This is a genomic window from Streptomyces chromofuscus (assembly GCF_015160875.1).
Taxonomy (GTDB): Bacteria; Actinomycetota; Actinomycetes; order Streptomycetales; family Streptomycetaceae; genus Streptomyces; species Streptomyces chromofuscus.
Genome location: NZ_CP063374.1, coordinates 2,140,871 through 2,158,491 on the forward strand (window position 1 = coordinate 2,140,871; position 17,621 = coordinate 2,158,491).

Below are 17,621 nucleotides of genomic sequence, written 5' to 3' on the forward strand. Positions count from 1 at the left end.
CACTGCGGCCTTCCTGCCGTTGCGTACGGATGCGACGGCCCGGCGTCTCACGCTCATGCCCTGACCAGCCCTTGCCGCGCGGCCCCGCCGAGCGCCATGTACACGTCCTCCAGGCTCGGCGTGGTCAGGGTGAAGTCGTCCAGCGCGGCGAAGGCGGCCCCGCCGGTGACCGTCGAGACGACCGCGCGGGCCTCCTCCGGCGCCAGCCGCAGCGTCCAGCGCCGCCCGGACTGCACGACCCGGTTCCGCAGCGCGGCCACCTCCGGCACGTCCAGCGGGGCCCGCTCCCGCCACACGAGGTCGACCCGCACCTCACCGGCGACCCGCTCCTTCAGACCCGAGGGCGTGTCGCAGGCGATCACCCGCCCCTGGTCCAGGACGGCGACCCGGTCGAGGACGGTCTCGGCCTCGATGACGTTGTGGGTGACCAGCACGACGGTCGTGCCGCGCTCGGCGCGCCGCCGGTCCACGGCGGACCACACCGCCCGCCTCGCCTCGGGGTCCATCGCCGCGGTCGGCTCGTCCAGCACCAGCAGCGGCCGCTCCCCCACCAGCGCCGCGGCGACACAGGCCAGCCGCCGCTGCCCGCCGGACAGCTTGCGCAGCGGCCGCCCGGCGATCCCGGTGAGCCCCAGCTCCTCCAGCACGGCGTCCCGCTCGTCCCGCGCCCGCCGCACGTCCAGGCCGCGCAGCCGCCCGGTGGTCTCGGCGGCGAGGGACACGGTCAGCTCGTCCAGGGCGGTGGACTCCTGACCCAGGTAGGCCAGGATCCGCGAGGCCCGCTCCGGGTGGCGCACGATGTCGTGCCCGAGGATCTCCACGCTGCCGCTGTCGGGCCGCATCAGTCCGGTCAGCTGGCGCACGAGGGTGGACTTGCCCGCGCCGTTCGGTCCGAGCAGTCCGAAGATCTCACCGCGGCGCACCTCCAGCCGCACGTCGTCGGTGGCCCTGACCTCGGGCGTTCCCGGCGCCCCGCGCCGGCCCCGCACCGCCGGATAGGTCTTCGTCAGCCCGCGCACCGCACACACGACCTCACCACTGTCCCGGTAGGTCGGTGCCGCGCGCGTACTCACAAGGAACGAGACTACGGGGTCGGCCGCCGCGGTTCGCCCTCGGGGGCCCGTGTCCGGGGTCGAACCGGTCGGTGCGGACCGGACGTGCGCGCGCCCTTACTGCTCCACGGCGGGCGCCGGTTCCGCCGCCGTCCGGACGTCGATCTCCCGCCAGAAACCGGCCCGGATCGCGTACCGGTCGTGCTCGTCGATCTGATCGTCCTTGTGGGCGAGCAGCCCGAACCGGGCGGCGTAGCGCAGCAGCTCCCCGTCGATCCGGTGGGGGATGCGGGGGTACATTCCGGACAGCTTCTGCAGGTGGCCCTGGTCGCCGAGCCGGGACATCCACCGCCGCGCGAACACCTGTCCGACCTCGTAGGGGTCCCCGCCGACGGTCGTGATGTCCTCCTCGCGGTCGGCCCAGCGCTGCTCCGCCGTGGTGAGCTGCGCCAGCGTCGGCATCGAAGCGACCTCGGGCGGCTCCGCGGCGGTTCCGGGGCGGTCCACCCACCCCTTGTCGGAGGACCAGCGCAGGGTCGCGGTGGCGGGCTGCGGGGGCTGCGGCCCGTGTGCCCGCAGCACCGCCAGGTCCTTGGGCGTCGGCACGCCCTTCGGTGCCGGCACCCGCTCCCCGGCGCCGTTCTGCGCGGCGGCCGGCGCGGTGCGCGGCGGCTCCTCGGCGGGCCGCTCGGCCGCCGGTGCGAGCGCGGAGTCCGGCAGCGGCGCGGACAGGATCGCGGCGATCTCCGGGCGCGGCGCGGGCGGCGGCGCGCAGATCCCGCCGAGTTCCTTGGCCCGGACCGCCTTGGTGATCCAGGTCCGGTCGAGCACGCGCCGCTCGTCGGCCTCGGCGACCAGGTCCTCGGACTGGTTGTAGTCCCCGTCGGCGGCCTGAACGGCCCACAGGTGCACGGCGACCCCGTGCTCCTTGGCGGCCATCATGCCCGGCAGCAGGTCGCCGTCGCCGGTCACCAGGACGATGTCGGAGCAGGCGCGGTTGCGGGCCAGCTCGGTGAGCTCGGCGTGCATCGCTGCGTCGACGCCCTTCTGATTCCACCGGCCGTCACTGCGCGTGAGCGCGCCGAGCCGTACCGTGACGCGGGGCATCACGCGCAGTCTGCGGTGCTCGGGCTGCGGGACGCGGTCGGGGGCGCCGTCGAACCAGTAGATGCGCAGCAGCGGCCGTTCGGTGTCGGACTCGGCGCGTTCGCGCAACCCCTGGATGAGGGCGGCGTGATCGACGGTGATGCGGGACCGTGAAGGCTCCCCGGCGAGGAGGCTGGCGGCGGCCCCCAGCAGATACCCGGCGTCCACCAGGACGACGCAGCGGTCCACGCGACTCACCCTCTTTCCGGGAGGTTTGCTTCGGGCTTCCTTCGAGTCTGCCCGACCACGCGGGGGTTAACGGCCGGAACTCGATCTTCGGCGTGGCGTTTCGGGGATTCGCGCGCCCCTCTCGCTCCGACGAGCCCTGTCACACACGGTAATTGTCCGACATGCGTTCGTTGTCAGCCTATGTGAATCTGGTCCCGGCCCTGGCCCCTAGATTCCCCAGGAGGCACCACCATGGCCAAGAACAAGAACCGTGACCGTAAGCAGCAGCACACCGGCCGCGCGCAGCAGCAGTCGGAGCAGTCGGCGGCGGAGCCGATGTCCGAACAGCACGCCGCTCAGCCGTCGCCCATAGACGGGGCCCGCAAGGGCCGGCAGAAGCGCTTCGGCCACAACTGACATCCGCACAGCGGGCCGTTGCGGTCCAGGTACGGAACGAGGGGCGCATCCGGCATCGGATGCGCCCCTCGCGCACGTCGGGGAGCCGGGCCTCAGCCCGCCAGGCAGGACGGTCCCAGCAGCACCTTCAGGTCGCCGAACAGCGCCGGGTCGGGCTTCACCCGGTGCCGGTCCAGCCGCAGGACGGTCGTCTTCGTCGGCCCCTGGAGCTTGATCCGCACCTCACTGTCGCCCTTGTGGTGGGTGAGGATCTCACCGAGCCTGCTGATCATGGGCGGAGTGACCTTCACCGCCGGGATGGTGAGCACCACGGGCGCGTTGGTGCCCGCGTTGGACAGGTCGGGGACCATCAGCTCCATCGCGACCAGCCGCGGTACGTCCTCCCGCTTGTCCAGGCGGCCCTTGACGAACACCACGGCGTCCTCGACGAGTTGGGTCGACACCAGCTGGTACGTCGCCGGGAAGAACATGCACTCGATGGAACCGGCGAGGTCCTCCACCGTGGCGATCGCCCAGGCGTTGCCCTGCTTGGTCATCTTGCGCTGCAGACCCGAGATGATGCCGCCGATGGTGACGACCGCGCCGTCCCCGAAGTCCCCGCCGGTGAGCTGGGCGATGCCCGCGTCGGCCTTGTCGGACAGCACGTGCTCCAGGCCGAACAGCGGGTGGTCGGAGACGTACAGACCGAGCATCTCCCGCTCCTGGGCGAGCAGGTAGGTCTTGTCCCACTCCTCCGTGGAGAACTCCACGTCCAGACCGAAGCCCGGTTCGCTGCTCGTCTCCTCGCCCATGCCGCCGAAGAGGTCGAACTGCCCCTCCGCCTCCTTGCGCTTGACCGCGACCACGTTGTCGATCATCGGCTCGTACTGCGCCGTCAGGCCCTTGCGGGTGTGGCCCATGGTGTCGAACGCGCCCGCCTTGATCAGCGACTCCGTGGTGCGCTTGTTGCAGACGACCGCGTCAACCTTGTCGAGGTAGTCGGGGAAGGAGGAGTACTTCCCCTTCGACTTGCGGCACTTGATGATCGACTCGACGACGTTCGTGCCGACGTTGCGCACGGCGGAGAGGCCGAAGAGGATCACGTCGTCGCCCTGCGCGGCGAAGTTCGACTCGGACTCGTTGACGTTCGGCGGGAGCACCCGGATGCCCATGCGGCGGCACTCGTTGAGGTAGACCGCCGACTTGTCCTTGTCGTCCTTGACCGAGGTGAGCAGCGCGGCCATGTACTCGGCGGGGTGGTTCGCCTTCAGGTACGCGGTCCAGTACGAGACCAGTCCGTACGCCGCCGAGTGCGCCTTGTTGAACGCGTAGCCGGCGAACGGCACCAGCACGTCCCACAGGGCCTGGATGGCTTCGTCGCTGTAGCCGTTGTTGCGGGCGCCGGCCTGGAAGATGACGAAGTTCTTCTCCAGCTCCTCGGGCTTCTTCTTGCCCATCACGCGGCGGAGGATGTCGGCCTCGCCGAGCGAGTAGCCCGCGATGATCTGGGCGGCCTTCTGCACCTGCTCCTGATAGACGATCAGGCCGTAGGTGACGTCCAGGACCTCCTTGAGCGGCTCCTCCAGCTCGGGGTGGATCGGCGTGATCTCCTGCTGCCCGTTCTTGCGCAGGGCGTAGTTGGTGTGGGAGTTCATGCCCATCGGGCCCGGCCGGTAGAGGGCCGACACGGCGGAGATGTCCTCGAAGTTGTCGGGCTTCATCAGCCGCAGCAGCGAGCGCATGGGGCCGCCGTCGAACTGGAAGACGCCCAGGGTGTCGCCGCGCTGGAGCAGGTCGAAGGTCGTGGGGTCGTCCAGCGGCAGGGACAGCAGGTCGATGTCGAGGCCCTTGTTGGCCTTCACCATCTTGACCGCGTCGTCCATGATCGTGAGGTTGCGCAGGCCCAGGAAGTCCATCTTCAGCAGGCCGAGCGACTCACAGCTCGGGTAGTCCCACTGCGTGATGGTCACGCCGTCGGTGTGCCTGACCCAGACGGGGACGTGGTCCGTGATGGTCTCGCTGGACATGATCACGCCGGCCGCGTGCACGCCCATCTGCCGCACCAGGCCCTCGACGCCCTTCGCGGTGTCGATGACCTTCTTGACGTCCGGCTCGTTCTCGTACATCGCCCGGATCTCGCCCGCCTCCGAGTAGCGGGGGTGCTGCGGGTCGGTGATGCCGGAGAGCGGGATGCCCTTGCCGAGGACGTCCGGCGGCATGGCCTTGGTGAGGCGGTCGCCCATCGCGTACGGGTAGCCCAGGACGCGCGCGGAGTCCTTGATGGCGTTCTTGGCCTTGATGGTGCCGTAGGTGCCGATCTGGGCGACCTTGTCGGCGCCGTACTTCTCGGTCACGTACCTGATCACCTCGGCGCGCCTGCGCTCGTCGAAGTCGATGTCGACGTCGGGCATGGAGATGCGCTCGGGGTTGAGGAACCGCTCGAAGATCAGGCCGTGCGGGATCGGGTCGAGGTCGGTGATGCCGAGGGCGTAGGCGACGATCGAGCCGGCCGCGGAGCCTCGGCCGGGGCCGACCGCGATGCCCTGCTTCTTGGCCCACATGATGAAGTCGGCGACCACGAGGAAGTAGCCGGGGAAGCCCATCGAGATGATCGTGTCCATCTCGTACTCGACCTGCTTCATGCGGTCGTCCGGGATGCCGTCCGGGAAGCGGCGCTGCATGCCGCGCATGGTCTCCTCGCGGAACCAGCTGACCTCGGTGTACCCCTCCGGGATGTCGAACTTGGGCATCAGGTCGCGCTTCTCGAACATGCCCGTGGTGTCGACCATCTCGGCGATCAGCAGGGTGTTGGCGCAGCCCTCCTGCCAGGCGTCCGAGGAGTCGATGGCGTACATCTCGTCCGTGGACTTCAGGTAGTAGCCGGTGCCGTCGAACTTGAAGCGGTCCGGGTCGGAGAGGTTCTTGCCGGTCTGGATGCACAGCAGCGCGTCGTGGGCGCCCGCCTCGTGCGCGTACGTGTAGTGCGAGTCGTTGGTGACCAGCGGGGGGATGCCGAGCTTCCGGCCGATCTCCAGCAGTCCGTCGCGGACCCGGCGCTCGATCTCGATGCCGTGGTCCATCAGCTCCAGGAAGTACTTGTCCTTGCCGAAGATGTCCTGGTACTCGGCGGCGGCCTTCAGGGCCTCGTCGAAGTGACCGAGGCGCAGCCGGGTCTGCACCTCGCCGGAGGGGCAGCCGGTGGACGCGACGATGCCCTCGGACCAGCGGGCGATGGTCTCCTTGTCCATCCGGGGCCACTTCTGCAGCCAGCCCTCCGCGTAGGCGTCGGAGGAGAGCCGGAAGAGGTTGTGCAGGCCGGTGCTGTTCACCGCCCACATCGTCTTGTGGGTGTAACCACCGGAACCGGAGACGTCGTCCCGCTTCTGGTGCGGCTGGCCCCACAGGACCTTGCGCTTGTTGCGCCGGGACTCGGGGGCGACGTACGCCTCGATGCCGATGATCGGGGTGACCCCGGCCTTCTTCGCGGAGTGGAAGAAGTCGTACGCCCCGTGCAGGTTGCCGTGGTCGGACATGGCGATGTGCGTCATGCCCATCTCGTTGCAGGCGTTGAACATGTCCTTCAGCCGCGCGGCACCGTCCAGCAGCGAGTACTGGGTGTGGACGTGCAGGTGCGTGAACGGCGGCTTCGACACGGTTTCGGCCTCCAAAAGAAAAGGTACGGCGCGGAGCGCCTCGTTGAGGGGTGGTGGTCGGGTGACGGGTGGGCGTACGTCGACGGGGGTCCGTCGGGCTGCGGACAGTCCGGGGGACAGCGTCGAAGTCTATGCCTCGGGACTGACACCCGGATGGATACTGTGCCGCGAAGCGCCCCGACGAGGGGTGGCGGACGGGTGACGGCGGGCGGGCACTCCCGCGTACCTTCGCGCGTTGGAAGATGTCGGACGCCCCGTGCCACGGGCACGCGCCATCCGTCCCACAGGTCACGCACGACCCCGCACCAGGAGGCACTCAGCGATGTCGTTCCCGCTGCTCGACGACGAGCCACGCGGCGAGGAGATCCTCGCCGTCTTCGACACCGCCTTCGGCGAGCTGCTCACCGCCGACCCGGCCGCGTTCCGCGTCAAGTTCCGCAAGATGGCGGCCTCCGCCTTCGCCTTCTACCGGGGCACGGCGTGCCTCTTCTACCACGACCTGGACGCGGAGAGGCGCGGCGGACCGTTCCTGGACGAGCGCACCTCGCGCGTGTGGATCCACGGCGATCTGCACGCGGAGAACTTCGGCACGTACATGGACTCGAACGGCCGGCTGATCTTCAACGTCAACGACTTCGACGAGGCGTACGTCGGCCCCTTCACCTGGGACCTCAAGCGCTTCGCCGCCTCCATCGCCCTCATCGGGTACGCGAAGGCGCTCAGCGACGAGCAGATCACCGAGCTGGTCACGATCTACGCCGTCGCCTACCGCGAGCGCGTGCGCGCGCTGGCCACCGGCGCCAAGAGCGACGAGGTGCCGCCCTTCACCCTGGACACCGCGCAGGGCCCGCTGCTGGACGCGCTGCGCGACGCCCGCTCGCTGACCCGGTTCGGGCTGCTGGACTCGATGACCGAGATCCGCGACTTCGAACGCCGGTTCGCCCCGGGCGGCGGCTCCATCGAGCTGGACGCGGCCACGCGCTACAAGGTCCTCGCCGCCTTCGACGGCTACCTGGAGACACTCCCGGAGTCCTCGCTGGCCCGCCCGGACTCGTACCGGGTGAAGGACGTCGTCGGCCGCCGCGGCATCGGCATCGGCTCGGCCGGCCTGCCGTCGTACAACATCCTGCTGGAGGGCAACAGCGACGCCCTGGAGAACGACGTGGTGATCTACGTCAAGCAGGCGCAGACCCCGGCCGTCTCCCGGCACGTCACGGACCCGGCGATCCGCGAGTACTTCCGGCACGAGGGCCACCGCACGGTGATCTCCCAGCGCGCCCTCCAGGCGCACGCCGACCCGTGGCTCGGCTGGACGGAGCTGGACGGCGCGGGCCAGCTGGTCGCCGAGGTGTCGCCGTACGCCGTCGACCTGGACTGGGGCGACATCGACGACCCGGAGGAGATCGCCGCGGTCGTCGCCGACCTGGGCCGGGCCACGGCCACCATGCACTCGGCCGCCGACGACGACTCCGGCCACTCCGACCTGGTGCCGTTCTCCACGGAGCGGGCCATCGACGCGGCCCTCGCGGGCGACGAGGAGGGCCTCGCGCCGCTCCTGGTCGACTTCGCCCACACCTACGGCGCCCGTGCGCGCGCCGACCACCAGATCTTCGTCGACCTCTTCCGCAACGGCCGGATCCCCGGCCTGTGACCGCACCCCGACCGCCCCAGGACTTCACAGGGACCCTTTAGGAGTCCCTTACCGCAGTCCGTGACACACTCTCCCCGCTATGGACATATCCGGGACACATCTCAGAGCCGTACGCGCGGCGCTGTTCACGGCGATCGTCGTGACGCTCAGCACCGCGTCGCACGTGCTGCTGTCCCGGGCCCCGCTGCCGCTGGGCACGGTGGCGGCGATCGCCGCCGCCGTGTTCCTCCTCGCCTATGCCCTGGCCGGCCGGGAGCGCGGCTTCGGCCGGATCGCCGTGCTGCTGATCCCGCTGGAGCTGGCCGCCGACACCGTGTTCACCGCGGGTCAGCACGCCTGTTACGGCCGGGCGGGCGGCCCGGTCGCCGGTCCGCTGCGCTCGGTCGGCCTGGACGTGCTGTGCGGCGGCGAGGTGGGGTCGTCCCTGGCGCGGATGGCCGGCACCACCGGCGGCACGGACCGGGTCGCCGCCGTCCTCGCCCACGCGCACCCGGAGACCGCCTGGCTGCTGCTCGGCGCCCACGTCGGCGTCGGCCTGCTCGCGGCGGCCTGGCTGCGCCGCGGCGAGCGGGCCCTGGCCCAGCTGCTGAGCGCGATGGCCGCGACCACGTTCCGACCGCTGCTGCTGGCGGTCGCCGCACGGACGGTACGCCCCGCGGCGCCGGCCCCCCGGCTGCCCCGCCCCACGCGCCGTACGACCCCCGCGCGCGACCTGCTCCTCACCCACTCCCTGGGACGGCGTGGCCCGCCGTGCTCCCTCGCTCCGGCCGTCTGACCGGCCCACCGCCGACCGCCCGCCGAGCGGCGCCGGACTCGAGCGACACCCGGGCCGCCGCCCGAGCGCGGCGCCCCGAGCACGACCCACACCCCTCACACGTATCCCGCGTACGACATGTGCGCGTCCCACACGGAGATCATCATCATGAGCAAGCGGAACAGCCAGGCGGCGAAGATGGCGGCCCGCGAGCGGCTGCGGGCCGAGCGCGAGCGCGAGGCCAAGCGGGCCAAGGTCAGGCGGCAGGTCATCGTCGCCTGCTCGGTCGTCGGCGTCCTCGCGGTGGCCGGCGGCATCGGTTACGCCGTCGTCCGGACCAGCCAGCCGAGCGCCTGGGAGGCGGCCGCCGACGCCAAGGTCGTCGCCCCGGCCAACACCTCCGGCAAGAACGGCACCACGGTCCTCGTCGGCGACTCCAAGACCGACAACGTGGTCCACCTGTACGAGGACCCGCGCTGCCCGGCCTGCGCCTCCTTCGAACAGACCGTCGGCGAGACCGTCAACAAGGGCATGGAGGACGGCGACTACAAGCTCTCCTTCACCCTCGGCACCTTCCTCGACGGCAACCTCGGCGGCGAGGGCTCCAAGAACGCCCTCAGCGCGCTGGGCGCCGCGCTGAACGTCGGCCCCGAGGCGTTCCTGGACTACAAGACCGCGCTGTACTCGGCGAAGTACCACCCGGAGGAGTCCAGCGACGAGTTCGCCAAGGACAGCTACCTGATCGAGGTGGCGAACACGGTGGACGCGCTGAAGAACAACAAGAAGTTCCAGGACGCCGTCGAGAAGGGCACGTACGACGCCTGGGCGATGAAGATGAGCGACTCCTTCGACAACACGAAGGACGTCACGTCGACCCCGACCATCAAGATCAACGACAAGGTGATCGAGAACCCGAGCACCGTCGCCGAGTGGGAGACGGCGCTCAAGGACGCGGGCGTCACCAAGTAACACGGCGTCAGGCGGTAACGCGGTACGGAAGCGCGCAGAACGAGCGGGCGAACTCTCACCGGTTCGCCCGCTCTTCGCGTACGCGTCCCTTACCGAAAGCGCTACCGGTCAGTAATCTGATCGCCCGTGACCAGTCGACACAGATCCCACACAGGCCTCAACTCCCCCGCTCCGCGCCGCCGTACGGTCGTCAAGGCGGCCGCCGCCGGAGCCGTCCTCTCCGCCCCGCTCGCCGGCGCCCTGCCCGCCCGCGCCACCACCACAACCCCCGCCTTCCTGCACGGCGTCGCCTCCGGGGACCCGCTCCCGGACGGCATCCTGCTGTGGACCCGGGTGACCCCCACCGCCGAGGCGACGCCCGGCTCCGGACTCGGCCCGGACATCGAGGTCGGCTGGACGGTGGCCACGGACAAGGCGTTCACGAACGTCGTCGCCAAGGGCTCCACCACCGCGACCGCCGCCTCCGACCACACGGTCAAGGCCGACATCCGCGGCCTCGCGCCCGCCACCGACTACTGGTTCCGCTTCTCCGCCGGTGGCACCGACTCCCCGGCCGGCCGCGCCCGCACGGCTCCCGCCGCCGACGCGGCGGTCGCGGGCCTCCGCTTCGGCGTCGTCTCCTGCGCCAACTGGGAGGCCGGCTACTTCGCCGCCTACCGCCACCTCGCCGCCCGCGGCGACCTGGACGCCTGGCTGCACCTCGGCGACTACATCTACGAGTACGGCGCCGGCGAGTACGGCACCCGGGGCACCTCCGTCCGCTCGCACGCCCCCGCGCACGAGATCCTCACCCTCGCCGACTACCGCATCCGGCACGGCCGGTACAAGACGGACCCCGACCTCCAGGCGCTGCACGCCACCGCCCCGGTCGTGGCGATCTGGGACGACCACGAGATAGCCAACGACACCTGGTCCGGCGGCGCCCAGAACCACACCGAGGGCGCCGAGGGCGCCTGGGCCGCCCGCCAGGCCGCCGCCAAGCAGGCCTACTTCGAGTGGATGCCGGTCCGCCCCGCCATCGCCGGCACCACCTACCGACGGCTGCGCTTCGGCAAGCTCGCCGACCTCTCCCTGCTCGACCTGCGGTCCTTCCGCTCGCAGCAGGTCTCCCTCGGCGACGGCGACGTCGACGACCCGGACCGCACGCTCACCGGGCGCGCCCAGCTCGACTGGCTCAAGGCGGGCCTGAAGTCCTCCGACACCACCTGGCGGCTGGTCGGCAACTCGGTGATGATCGCGCCCTTCGCCATCGGCTCGCTCTCCGCCGAGCTGCTGAAGCCGCTGGCCAAGCTGCTCGGCCTGCCCCAGGAGGGCCTGGCCGTCAACACCGACCAGTGGGACGGCTACACCGACGACCGCCGCGAACTCCTCGCCCATTTGCGGTCGAACGCGATCCGCAACACGGTCTTCCTCACCGGCGACATCCACATGGCCTGGGCCAACGACGTCCCGGTGAACGCCGGCACGTATCCGCTGTCGGCGTCCGCCGCCACGGAGTTCGTGGTCACCTCGGTCACCTCCGACAACCTCGACGACCTCGTGAAGGTCCCCGAGGGCACCGTCTCCGCCGTCGCCTCGCCGGTCATCCGCGCGGCCAACCGGCACGTCCACTGGGTCGACACCGACCGCCACGGCTACGGCGTCCTGGACATCACCGGCGAGCGCGCGCAGATGGACTACTACGTCCTGTCCGACCGCACCCAGGCCGGCGCGACGGCCTCCTGGAGCCGCTCCTACCGCACGCGCAGCGGCACGCAGAAGGTCGAGCGGACGTACGACCCGGTGTGACAGCGGGACGCGGGGAACCATTTCCGGCCAATGAGGGCTCGATCGAGAGCTGTTAAGGCCGGATGACCTCGCTACGGCGGGTGGTGCGAGCCGCACGGCGAATCCGGACACATCACCCGCCCCGTCACCGAACTCGTTACGGCGGCATCTCGCCCTCCAGACGCAGAAACAATTCATCTCACCAATTGCCCCCGTTTGCCAGGTCTTTGTTTGGGCCTGATCGCTCCTCTTCTGCCATGAGCATGCCCACGTAATCTCCGGGCGGCGGCCAGGAAGACCCCTGTCCGCCTCTCCCCACCGCATCCATCAGGAGCCAGCATGCGTGCGCTTGCCCGGATATCGCCCTCCACGCGCAGACGCCTTCTCGCCACCACCGTCGTGGCCGGAACACTGATGCTCACCCCTCTCTCCGCGCCCACCGGAATCGCGGCGGCCCAGGCTCCGGCCGCCGAGTGCCACGGGGAGGCCGGCCACTCCGCGGCCCGCGAGGTCCGTCCCGGCAGCGGCGAACACATCGCCGAGCCCAACGAGATCAGCGCCGCCAAGGCCGAGGCGATGGACGCCGACCTGCGCAAGAAGCTCGACGGGCTGCGCGCGGACGGCCGGGGCACGGCGGCCGCCGCGAGCACCACCATCCCGGTGTACTTCCACGTCATCCACGACGGCGCCACCGGACAGCTCGACTCCGCCGACATCACCGCCCAGATGAACGTGCTCAACTCGGCCTTCGCCGGCCAGGGCACCGGGAACACCGACTCCGGCTTCCAGTTCACGCTGGCCGGCACCGACTACACCGACAACGCCGCCTGGTACGACGTCGGCTACGGCTCGGCGGAGGAGAAGGCGATGAAGTCCGCCCTGCGCAAGGGCGGCGCGAACGCGCTCAACGTCTACACCGCCAACCTCGGCGACAACCTGCTCGGCTGGGCCACCTTCCCCAGCTCCTACCGGTCCAGCCCGTCCATGGACGGCGTGGTGCTCCTGGACGCCTCCCTGCCGGGCGGCTCCGCGGCGAACTACAACGAGGGCGACACCGCCACCCACGAGGTCGGCCACTGGATGGGCCTCTACCACACCTTCCAGGGCGGCTGTAACGGCAACGGCGACTACGTCGAGGACACCCCGGCCGAGAAGAGCGCCGCCTACCAGTGCCCCGAGGGCCGCGACACCTGCACCCGCAAGGCGGGCGTCGACCCGATCCACAACTTCATGGACTACACCTACGACTCCTGCATGTACCAGTTCACCTCCGGCCAGGTGACGCGCATGCAGCAGAACTGGGCCGCGTACCGCGCGGCCGGCTGAGCCTAGTGCTCTGACCGCATACCTTCGCCGGGTTGGGCTGGTGTGGGGCCATTAATGCCAGCTACCTGGCCGAGGCATCCGCCTATGCTCGGCTCGTGCAGCCGCTTTCCGACCGCAGCAATCCGTTGATCACGGCGTTCCCAGCCGAGCTTGCAAGCGATGCCGAGGCAGTCCTGGCGGTGATGCCTGATTCTCGGCTCCAGCCGCATGCCTCGTTCTCGGTCGCTGTTGAGGGCCAGCCGGTTTTGATCCCCGGGCGCCTCTACAACGACGAGCCGCCAACTGACAGGGTGGCGTCGCTTTCGTCGCGCCAACAACAGCTTCTGCACTGCCTGTACTCAAGGCACTGCGACGGCATGGTCAGGCAGCGCCACCTGGAGAAGGTCGTTGGTTCCACGGACCCATGGGTCGTCCCCTTCGTCGTGCAGCTGGTTGGCGAGTACGTCGTGGAGATCCTGGTCGTCATCTGCGATGAGCTCCGTGATCTCGCCACGCCCGGCACCTGCGGCCACCTCGCTTACGGGCAGTTCATCGTGGACAATCCTGCTTTCTTCGCGCGCACTCAACGGCGGGTCGTGAGCTACTGGAGCTGCTACTACCGGGGCACCTACGCGAGTTTTCGGGGCTACCCGGGGTGCACGATTCTTGACCTCCTACGGTCCGCTGCCTCCGACAGGGCGGGACGTTCCTGGCCCAACCTCGCTCCAGCCGGCGCCAGGGTGGACGGCTACTGCTAGGACCCGGCCGGGCAAGGTCGCCGGACTTGTCAAGCGGCATTGGCGAGGGGACGTCCGCCCCAACGGATGCCCTTCTCGCTGCGGATGCGAGCGCGCTCGCGGCGCTGGGCTGCCAGCACGTCGGGGTGACGGGCATTCGCGTTGCGCCAGCGCAGATAGGCGTGCAGGGTCCGGGTCTGCACGGTGTGGTTGCGGTGGTTGGAGTTGGCGATGGTGAACTGCCGCAGCGGCCCGAAGTGCGCCTCGATGGGGTTGGCCCAGGACGCGTATGTCGGCGTGAAGCACAGCTCGACACGGTTCTTCTTCGCCCAGCGGCGGATCGTCTCGCCCTTGTGGGCGGACAGGTTGTCCAGGATGACGTAGATGGCGGCGCCGTCCGGTCGGGCGGCCCGGACCGATCTGAGCGCGGCCAGCGTGTTCGCGGCGCCCTTCTTCCGGCGGTTGACGCCCCAGAGCGTGTCGTCACCGACCGAATAGCAGCCGTGGAAGTACCTGACGCCATGCGTGCGGTGGTAGGTCGCCGGGTGCCGCTCGGGGTGACTGGCGGGGGCCCAGCCCGCACCGCCGGTGGGGCGGATGCCGAGCGGGCCGAACTCGTCGAACGCGAAGACCCGGTCCGGGAAGCGGTCCAGGACCTCCTCGATCCGGTCCAGCTTTGCCTCGCGGTCGGGGTCCGGGGACTCCTTCCACGTCTTGGTGCGCTGGAAGGTGATGCCGCGGCGGGCGAGCAGACGGCGTAACGCCTCGCGGCCGATGCGGATGACCCGCCCATGAACTTTCCGCAAGTGGGCCAGCAGTTTGCGGATGGACCAGCGAGTGAAGGGCTGGCCGAGCTTGGTCGGGCGGGTGGTGGCCGTCTGGACGACGAAGTCCTCGTCGTCAGGACTGAGCAGGCGGGGACGGCCTCCCGCCCACCGAGGGTCCAGACAGGCCAGGCCGATCTCGTTGAACCGGTGGATCACATCCCGGACGGTGTCCTCATCGGCCTGCACCAGCTGGGCGATCACCGGGACCCGGTTCCCACCGGCCGACGCCAGCAGCATCATCGCGCGTCGGAAGCGGACCGAACTGGTGCTGCCCCGGCGCACGATCTGCTGCAGCTTCTGCCCCTCCTGGTCGGTCAACCTGCGCACGCGGACAGGCTCAGCCACCGCACCCCCCAGCACTCGGATCGGACGTCACGCAACATCCAACCGCCCCGACCACCAACCCGGCGAACCAATGTGGTCAGAGCACTAGAGGGTCTCCAGGAAGCCGAGCGCCACCCGCCAGGTGGCCTCGGCGGCCTCCTCGTCGTAGTCCGGCAGCTCGGGGTCGGTGTACAGGTGCCCGGCCCCGGCGTACCGGTAGACCTCCACGTCCGCGCCCGCCCGGCGCATCTGCAGATACCAGGCGCTCAGCCAGTCGTCCGTCTCGAACGGGTCCGGCTCGGCGACGTGCAGCTGCACCGGCAGCTCGTCCACCGAGACGTTCGGCGCGAGGTCCGACGTGCCGTGCAGGAGCAGCAGCCCACGCGCCCTCTCGTCGCCCAGCGCGAGGGTCTGCGCCACCGAGGCGCCGAGCGAGAATCCGGCGTACACCAGCCCGCGCTCCGAGTAGGGCGCGGCGGCGAGCACGGCCCGCTTCAGCAGCTCGTCCTTGCCGACCTCCTCCTTGAACGCCATGCCCTCCTCGGCCGTTTCGAAGGTGCGCCCCTCGAAGAGGTCCGGCGTCCACACCTCGTGACCGGCCGCGCGCAGCCGGTCCGCCGCGGCGCGCACCGCCGGCGTGAGGCCGTAGGTCGAGTGAAAGAGCATGATGTTCATGGGGCCATGGTGCCAGCCGGATACGACGTCGCAGGTCCGGGACCCTACCCCGATCCGCCGCGAAGTCACATGTTCACTGCCCCCCGTGACTGGTTACGTTCGAGGGCATGGAGAACCTGCTCCGCCCCTTGATAGTCATCGGCGGCTCGGTCCTGCTCGGCATCTTCATCGGCTGGGCGACCGACCGGCTGCTGCGCAAGGCCGACGAACGGCACCCGGAGACCCCGCTGTGGGGTCTGCTGCGCCGGGGCCGCATCCCCTACCAGCTCGTGCTGTCCGCGGCCACGCTGAGAGGCTCGTACGACGAGGCACAACTGCTCCAGGACCACCGGGTCGGCGTCGGGCAGACGCTCACGCTTGTCCTGATCGGGTCGGCGGCCTGGCTGGTGATCCGGATCGCGGCGGCGGTCGTCGAGACGTCGTACTCGCGGTACGCCAACTCCCGCGCCCGGCGCGACCCGGCCCGGGTCCGCCGGGTCCGCACCCAGGTGACGCTCATCACACGGGTGGTCGCGGCGGTCGTCGGCGTGGTGGCCATCGCGGCGATGCTGCTGACGTTCCCGGCGATGCGCGCGGCGGGCGCCTCACTGCTGGCCTCGGCCGGCATCCTCGGCATCGTCGCCGGTGTGGCGGCGCAGTCGACGCTGAGCAACATGTTCGCGGGGCTGCAGATCGCGTTCGGCGACATGGTGCGCATAGGGGACACGGTCGTGGTCGACGGCGAATGGGGCACCGTCGACGAGATCACGCTGACGTACCTCACGGTCCGCACGTGGGACGAGCGCCGGGTCACGATGCCGGTGTCGTACTTCACGTCCAAGCCCTTCGAGAACTGGTCGCGCGGCACACCGCAGATGACCGGCGTCGTGTACTGGCACCTCGACCACACGGCCCCCGTGGCCGCGATGCGCGAGAAGCTCCGCGACATCCTGCGCGAGTGCCCCGCCTGGGACGGCCGGGCCTACGGTCTGGACGTGACGGACACCACGCCCAACACCATGGAGGTGCGGGCCCTGCTGACGGCGAAGGACGCGGACGACGTCTGGACGGTACGAGTCACGGTCCGCGAGCGGATGATCGCCTGGCTGATCAAGGAACACCCGTACGCGCTCCCCCGGGTCAACACGGCGGACGCGACCCCTCCCCCCGGCTCCAACGGCCACCGCCGCTCCCCCGACGGCACGGCCCCCCGCCGAGCAGTCGAAACCCCGAGGCCGGACCGAGGCTGACCCCCTCCCACCACCCGCACACCAGACGAAGCACAGCCGAGGTCGACACGCACCACCGTCACGACGCCGCCGCCGGGGCCCGGCGCACGAGACGCGCCATCGTCACGACGCCGGGCTCCCGCGTACCCACGACGGCGGGCAGCCGCCGACGGCGCTCAGCCCCCGCGGGCGCTCACCTCTTGTCCGACTGGAAACGCGGGGTGCGCGGGTGGGAGAACCCCCCTCCACTCACCGCAGACTCCGTACGTCCAGCTGCCGCAACACCCGATCCACCACCTCCGGATCGGCCCCCGCCTCACTCCGCGCGGCCAACCTCGTGCCGCGCCGCACTCAGCATCTCCCCCTCGATCCGCCGCAGCCTCCGCACCCTCCGCACCCGTTGCTCATGCCCCTCCCGCCGCTCGCCCACGTCGTTGAAGAGCCCTTCGCCCTCCAGGATCGACACCAGCCGCCGCGGCAGCCCCAACTGCCCGGCGACGGCGGTCGCCGCGACCGGGTCGGGCGGCGCGACCAGCGCGCCGAGCGCCAGGGCCGCGGCGAGCGGCAGCCCCGGGACGATCGCGTGGGCGACGGCGGCCACACAGACCATCGTGACGAAGACCAGCGCCACGGCCAGCAGGAAGATCGGCCGGACGTTGGCCGTGAACTGCCGCCAGGAGGTGCGCCGTACGGCGGCGTAGAGCAACGGGGGCAGCAGCAGCGGCAGGATCAGGTCCGGCGGAATGTCGACGTTCGGCACGAAGTCGAGCAGCGCGAGCACGATGCCCAGCAAGGTCATCAGCACCGGCGCCGGCAACCGCAGCCGGTCCCCGAGCGGGACACTCACCACAGCCCCGAGCAACAGCACGAAGCGCAGGGCCAACTGATCCACGGTCAGCACTCCGAGGTCTGGACGGTCGAACCCCCGCGAACGGCCGGACCCGTCGGCCGACCGCTCAAGCGCCCCGAACGCTCAGGCCCGCGGCCGA

13 protein-coding genes and 1 pseudogene are annotated in these 17,621 nt (G+C 70.4%); 8 read left to right on the forward strand and 6 right to left on the reverse strand.

What is annotated here, in order from left to right:
• Positions 1–53: 53 nt before the first annotated feature.
• Complete coding sequence (locus tag IPT68_RS09640; RefSeq protein WP_189698988.1) at positions 54–1,028, reverse strand: ABC transporter ATP-binding protein; 975 nt, start codon at positions 1,026–1,028, stop codon at positions 54–56.
• 141 nt (positions 1,029–1,169) lie between these two features.
• Entirely contained in the window at positions 1,170–2,387 is a 1,218-nt protein-coding gene (locus IPT68_RS09645; protein ID WP_189698966.1) for an NYN domain-containing protein, read from the reverse strand.
• A gap of 231 nt (positions 2,388–2,618) precedes the next feature.
• Between IPT68_RS09645 and IPT68_RS09650 the strand changes: the two genes are divergently transcribed.
• Positions 2,619–2,783 carry a hypothetical protein gene (locus IPT68_RS09650; protein WP_189698967.1) on the forward strand — a complete coding sequence of 55 codons (165 nt, stop codon included), beginning with the start codon at positions 2,619–2,621 and terminating at the stop codon, positions 2,781–2,783.
• A 92-nt stretch (positions 2,784–2,875) separates the two neighbouring features.
• Here IPT68_RS09650 and dnaE read toward each other — a convergent pair whose 3' ends face one another.
• Positions 2,876–6,415 carry a DNA polymerase III subunit alpha gene (dnaE, locus tag IPT68_RS09655; RefSeq protein ID WP_189698968.1) on the reverse strand — a complete coding sequence of 1,180 codons (3,540 nt, stop codon included), beginning with the start codon at positions 6,413–6,415 and terminating at the stop codon, positions 2,876–2,878.
• A gap of 322 nt (positions 6,416–6,737) precedes the next feature.
• Between dnaE and IPT68_RS09660 the strand changes: the two genes are divergently transcribed.
• From IPT68_RS09660 to IPT68_RS09685, 6 genes are all read left to right on the forward strand, one after another.
• Positions 6,738–8,066: a DUF2252 domain-containing protein gene (locus IPT68_RS09660; protein ID WP_189698969.1), complete on the forward strand. Its 1,329-nt coding sequence runs from the start codon at positions 6,738–6,740 to the stop codon at positions 8,064–8,066.
• A gap of 79 nt (positions 8,067–8,145) precedes the next feature.
• Positions 8,146–8,841 (forward strand): hypothetical protein, encoded by a 696-nt coding sequence (locus IPT68_RS09665; RefSeq protein WP_189698970.1) that lies wholly within the window; start codon positions 8,146–8,148, stop codon positions 8,839–8,841.
• 147 nt (positions 8,842–8,988) lie between these two features.
• On the forward strand, positions 8,989–9,789 hold the full coding sequence (locus IPT68_RS09670; protein WP_189698971.1) for a DsbA family protein: 801 nt from the start codon (positions 8,989–8,991) through the stop codon (positions 9,787–9,789).
• Positions 9,790–9,915: 126 nt separating this feature from the next.
• Positions 9,916–11,577, forward strand: a complete 1,662-nt coding sequence (locus IPT68_RS09675; RefSeq protein ID WP_189698972.1) for an alkaline phosphatase D family protein — start codon at positions 9,916–9,918, stop codon at positions 11,575–11,577.
• Positions 11,578–11,895: 318 nt separating this feature from the next.
• Positions 11,896–12,882 (forward strand): zinc metalloprotease, encoded by a 987-nt coding sequence (locus IPT68_RS09680; protein ID WP_189698973.1) that lies wholly within the window; start codon positions 11,896–11,898, stop codon positions 12,880–12,882.
• A gap of 95 nt (positions 12,883–12,977) precedes the next feature.
• Positions 12,978–13,619, forward strand: coding sequence for a hypothetical protein (locus IPT68_RS09685; RefSeq protein ID WP_189702450.1), 642 nt, complete (start codon positions 12,978–12,980; stop codon positions 13,617–13,619).
• 29 nt (positions 13,620–13,648) lie between these two features.
• Here IPT68_RS09685 and IPT68_RS09690 read toward each other — a convergent pair whose 3' ends face one another.
• Positions 13,649–14,770: an IS630 family transposase gene (locus tag IPT68_RS09690; RefSeq protein ID WP_308438856.1), complete on the reverse strand. Its 1,122-nt coding sequence runs from the start codon at positions 14,768–14,770 to the stop codon at positions 13,649–13,651.
• An 84-nt stretch (positions 14,771–14,854) separates the two neighbouring features.
• On the reverse strand, positions 14,855–15,424 hold the full coding sequence (locus IPT68_RS09695) for a dienelactone hydrolase family protein (protein WP_189697060.1): 570 nt from the start codon (positions 15,422–15,424) through the stop codon (positions 14,855–14,857).
• A gap of 107 nt (positions 15,425–15,531) precedes the next feature.
• Between IPT68_RS09695 and IPT68_RS09700 the strand changes: the two genes are divergently transcribed.
• Complete coding sequence (locus IPT68_RS09700; protein WP_189697059.1) at positions 15,532–16,653, forward strand: mechanosensitive ion channel family protein; 1,122 nt, start codon at positions 15,532–15,534, stop codon at positions 16,651–16,653.
• Positions 16,654–17,059: 406 nt separating this feature from the next.
• On the opposite strand, the pseudogene IPT68_RS09705 reads toward IPT68_RS09700, so the two are convergent.
• A pseudogene (locus IPT68_RS09705) lies at positions 17,060–17,524 on the reverse strand (cation:proton antiporter domain-containing protein); the annotation flags it as partial.
• Positions 17,525–17,621: the final 97 nt, after the last annotated feature.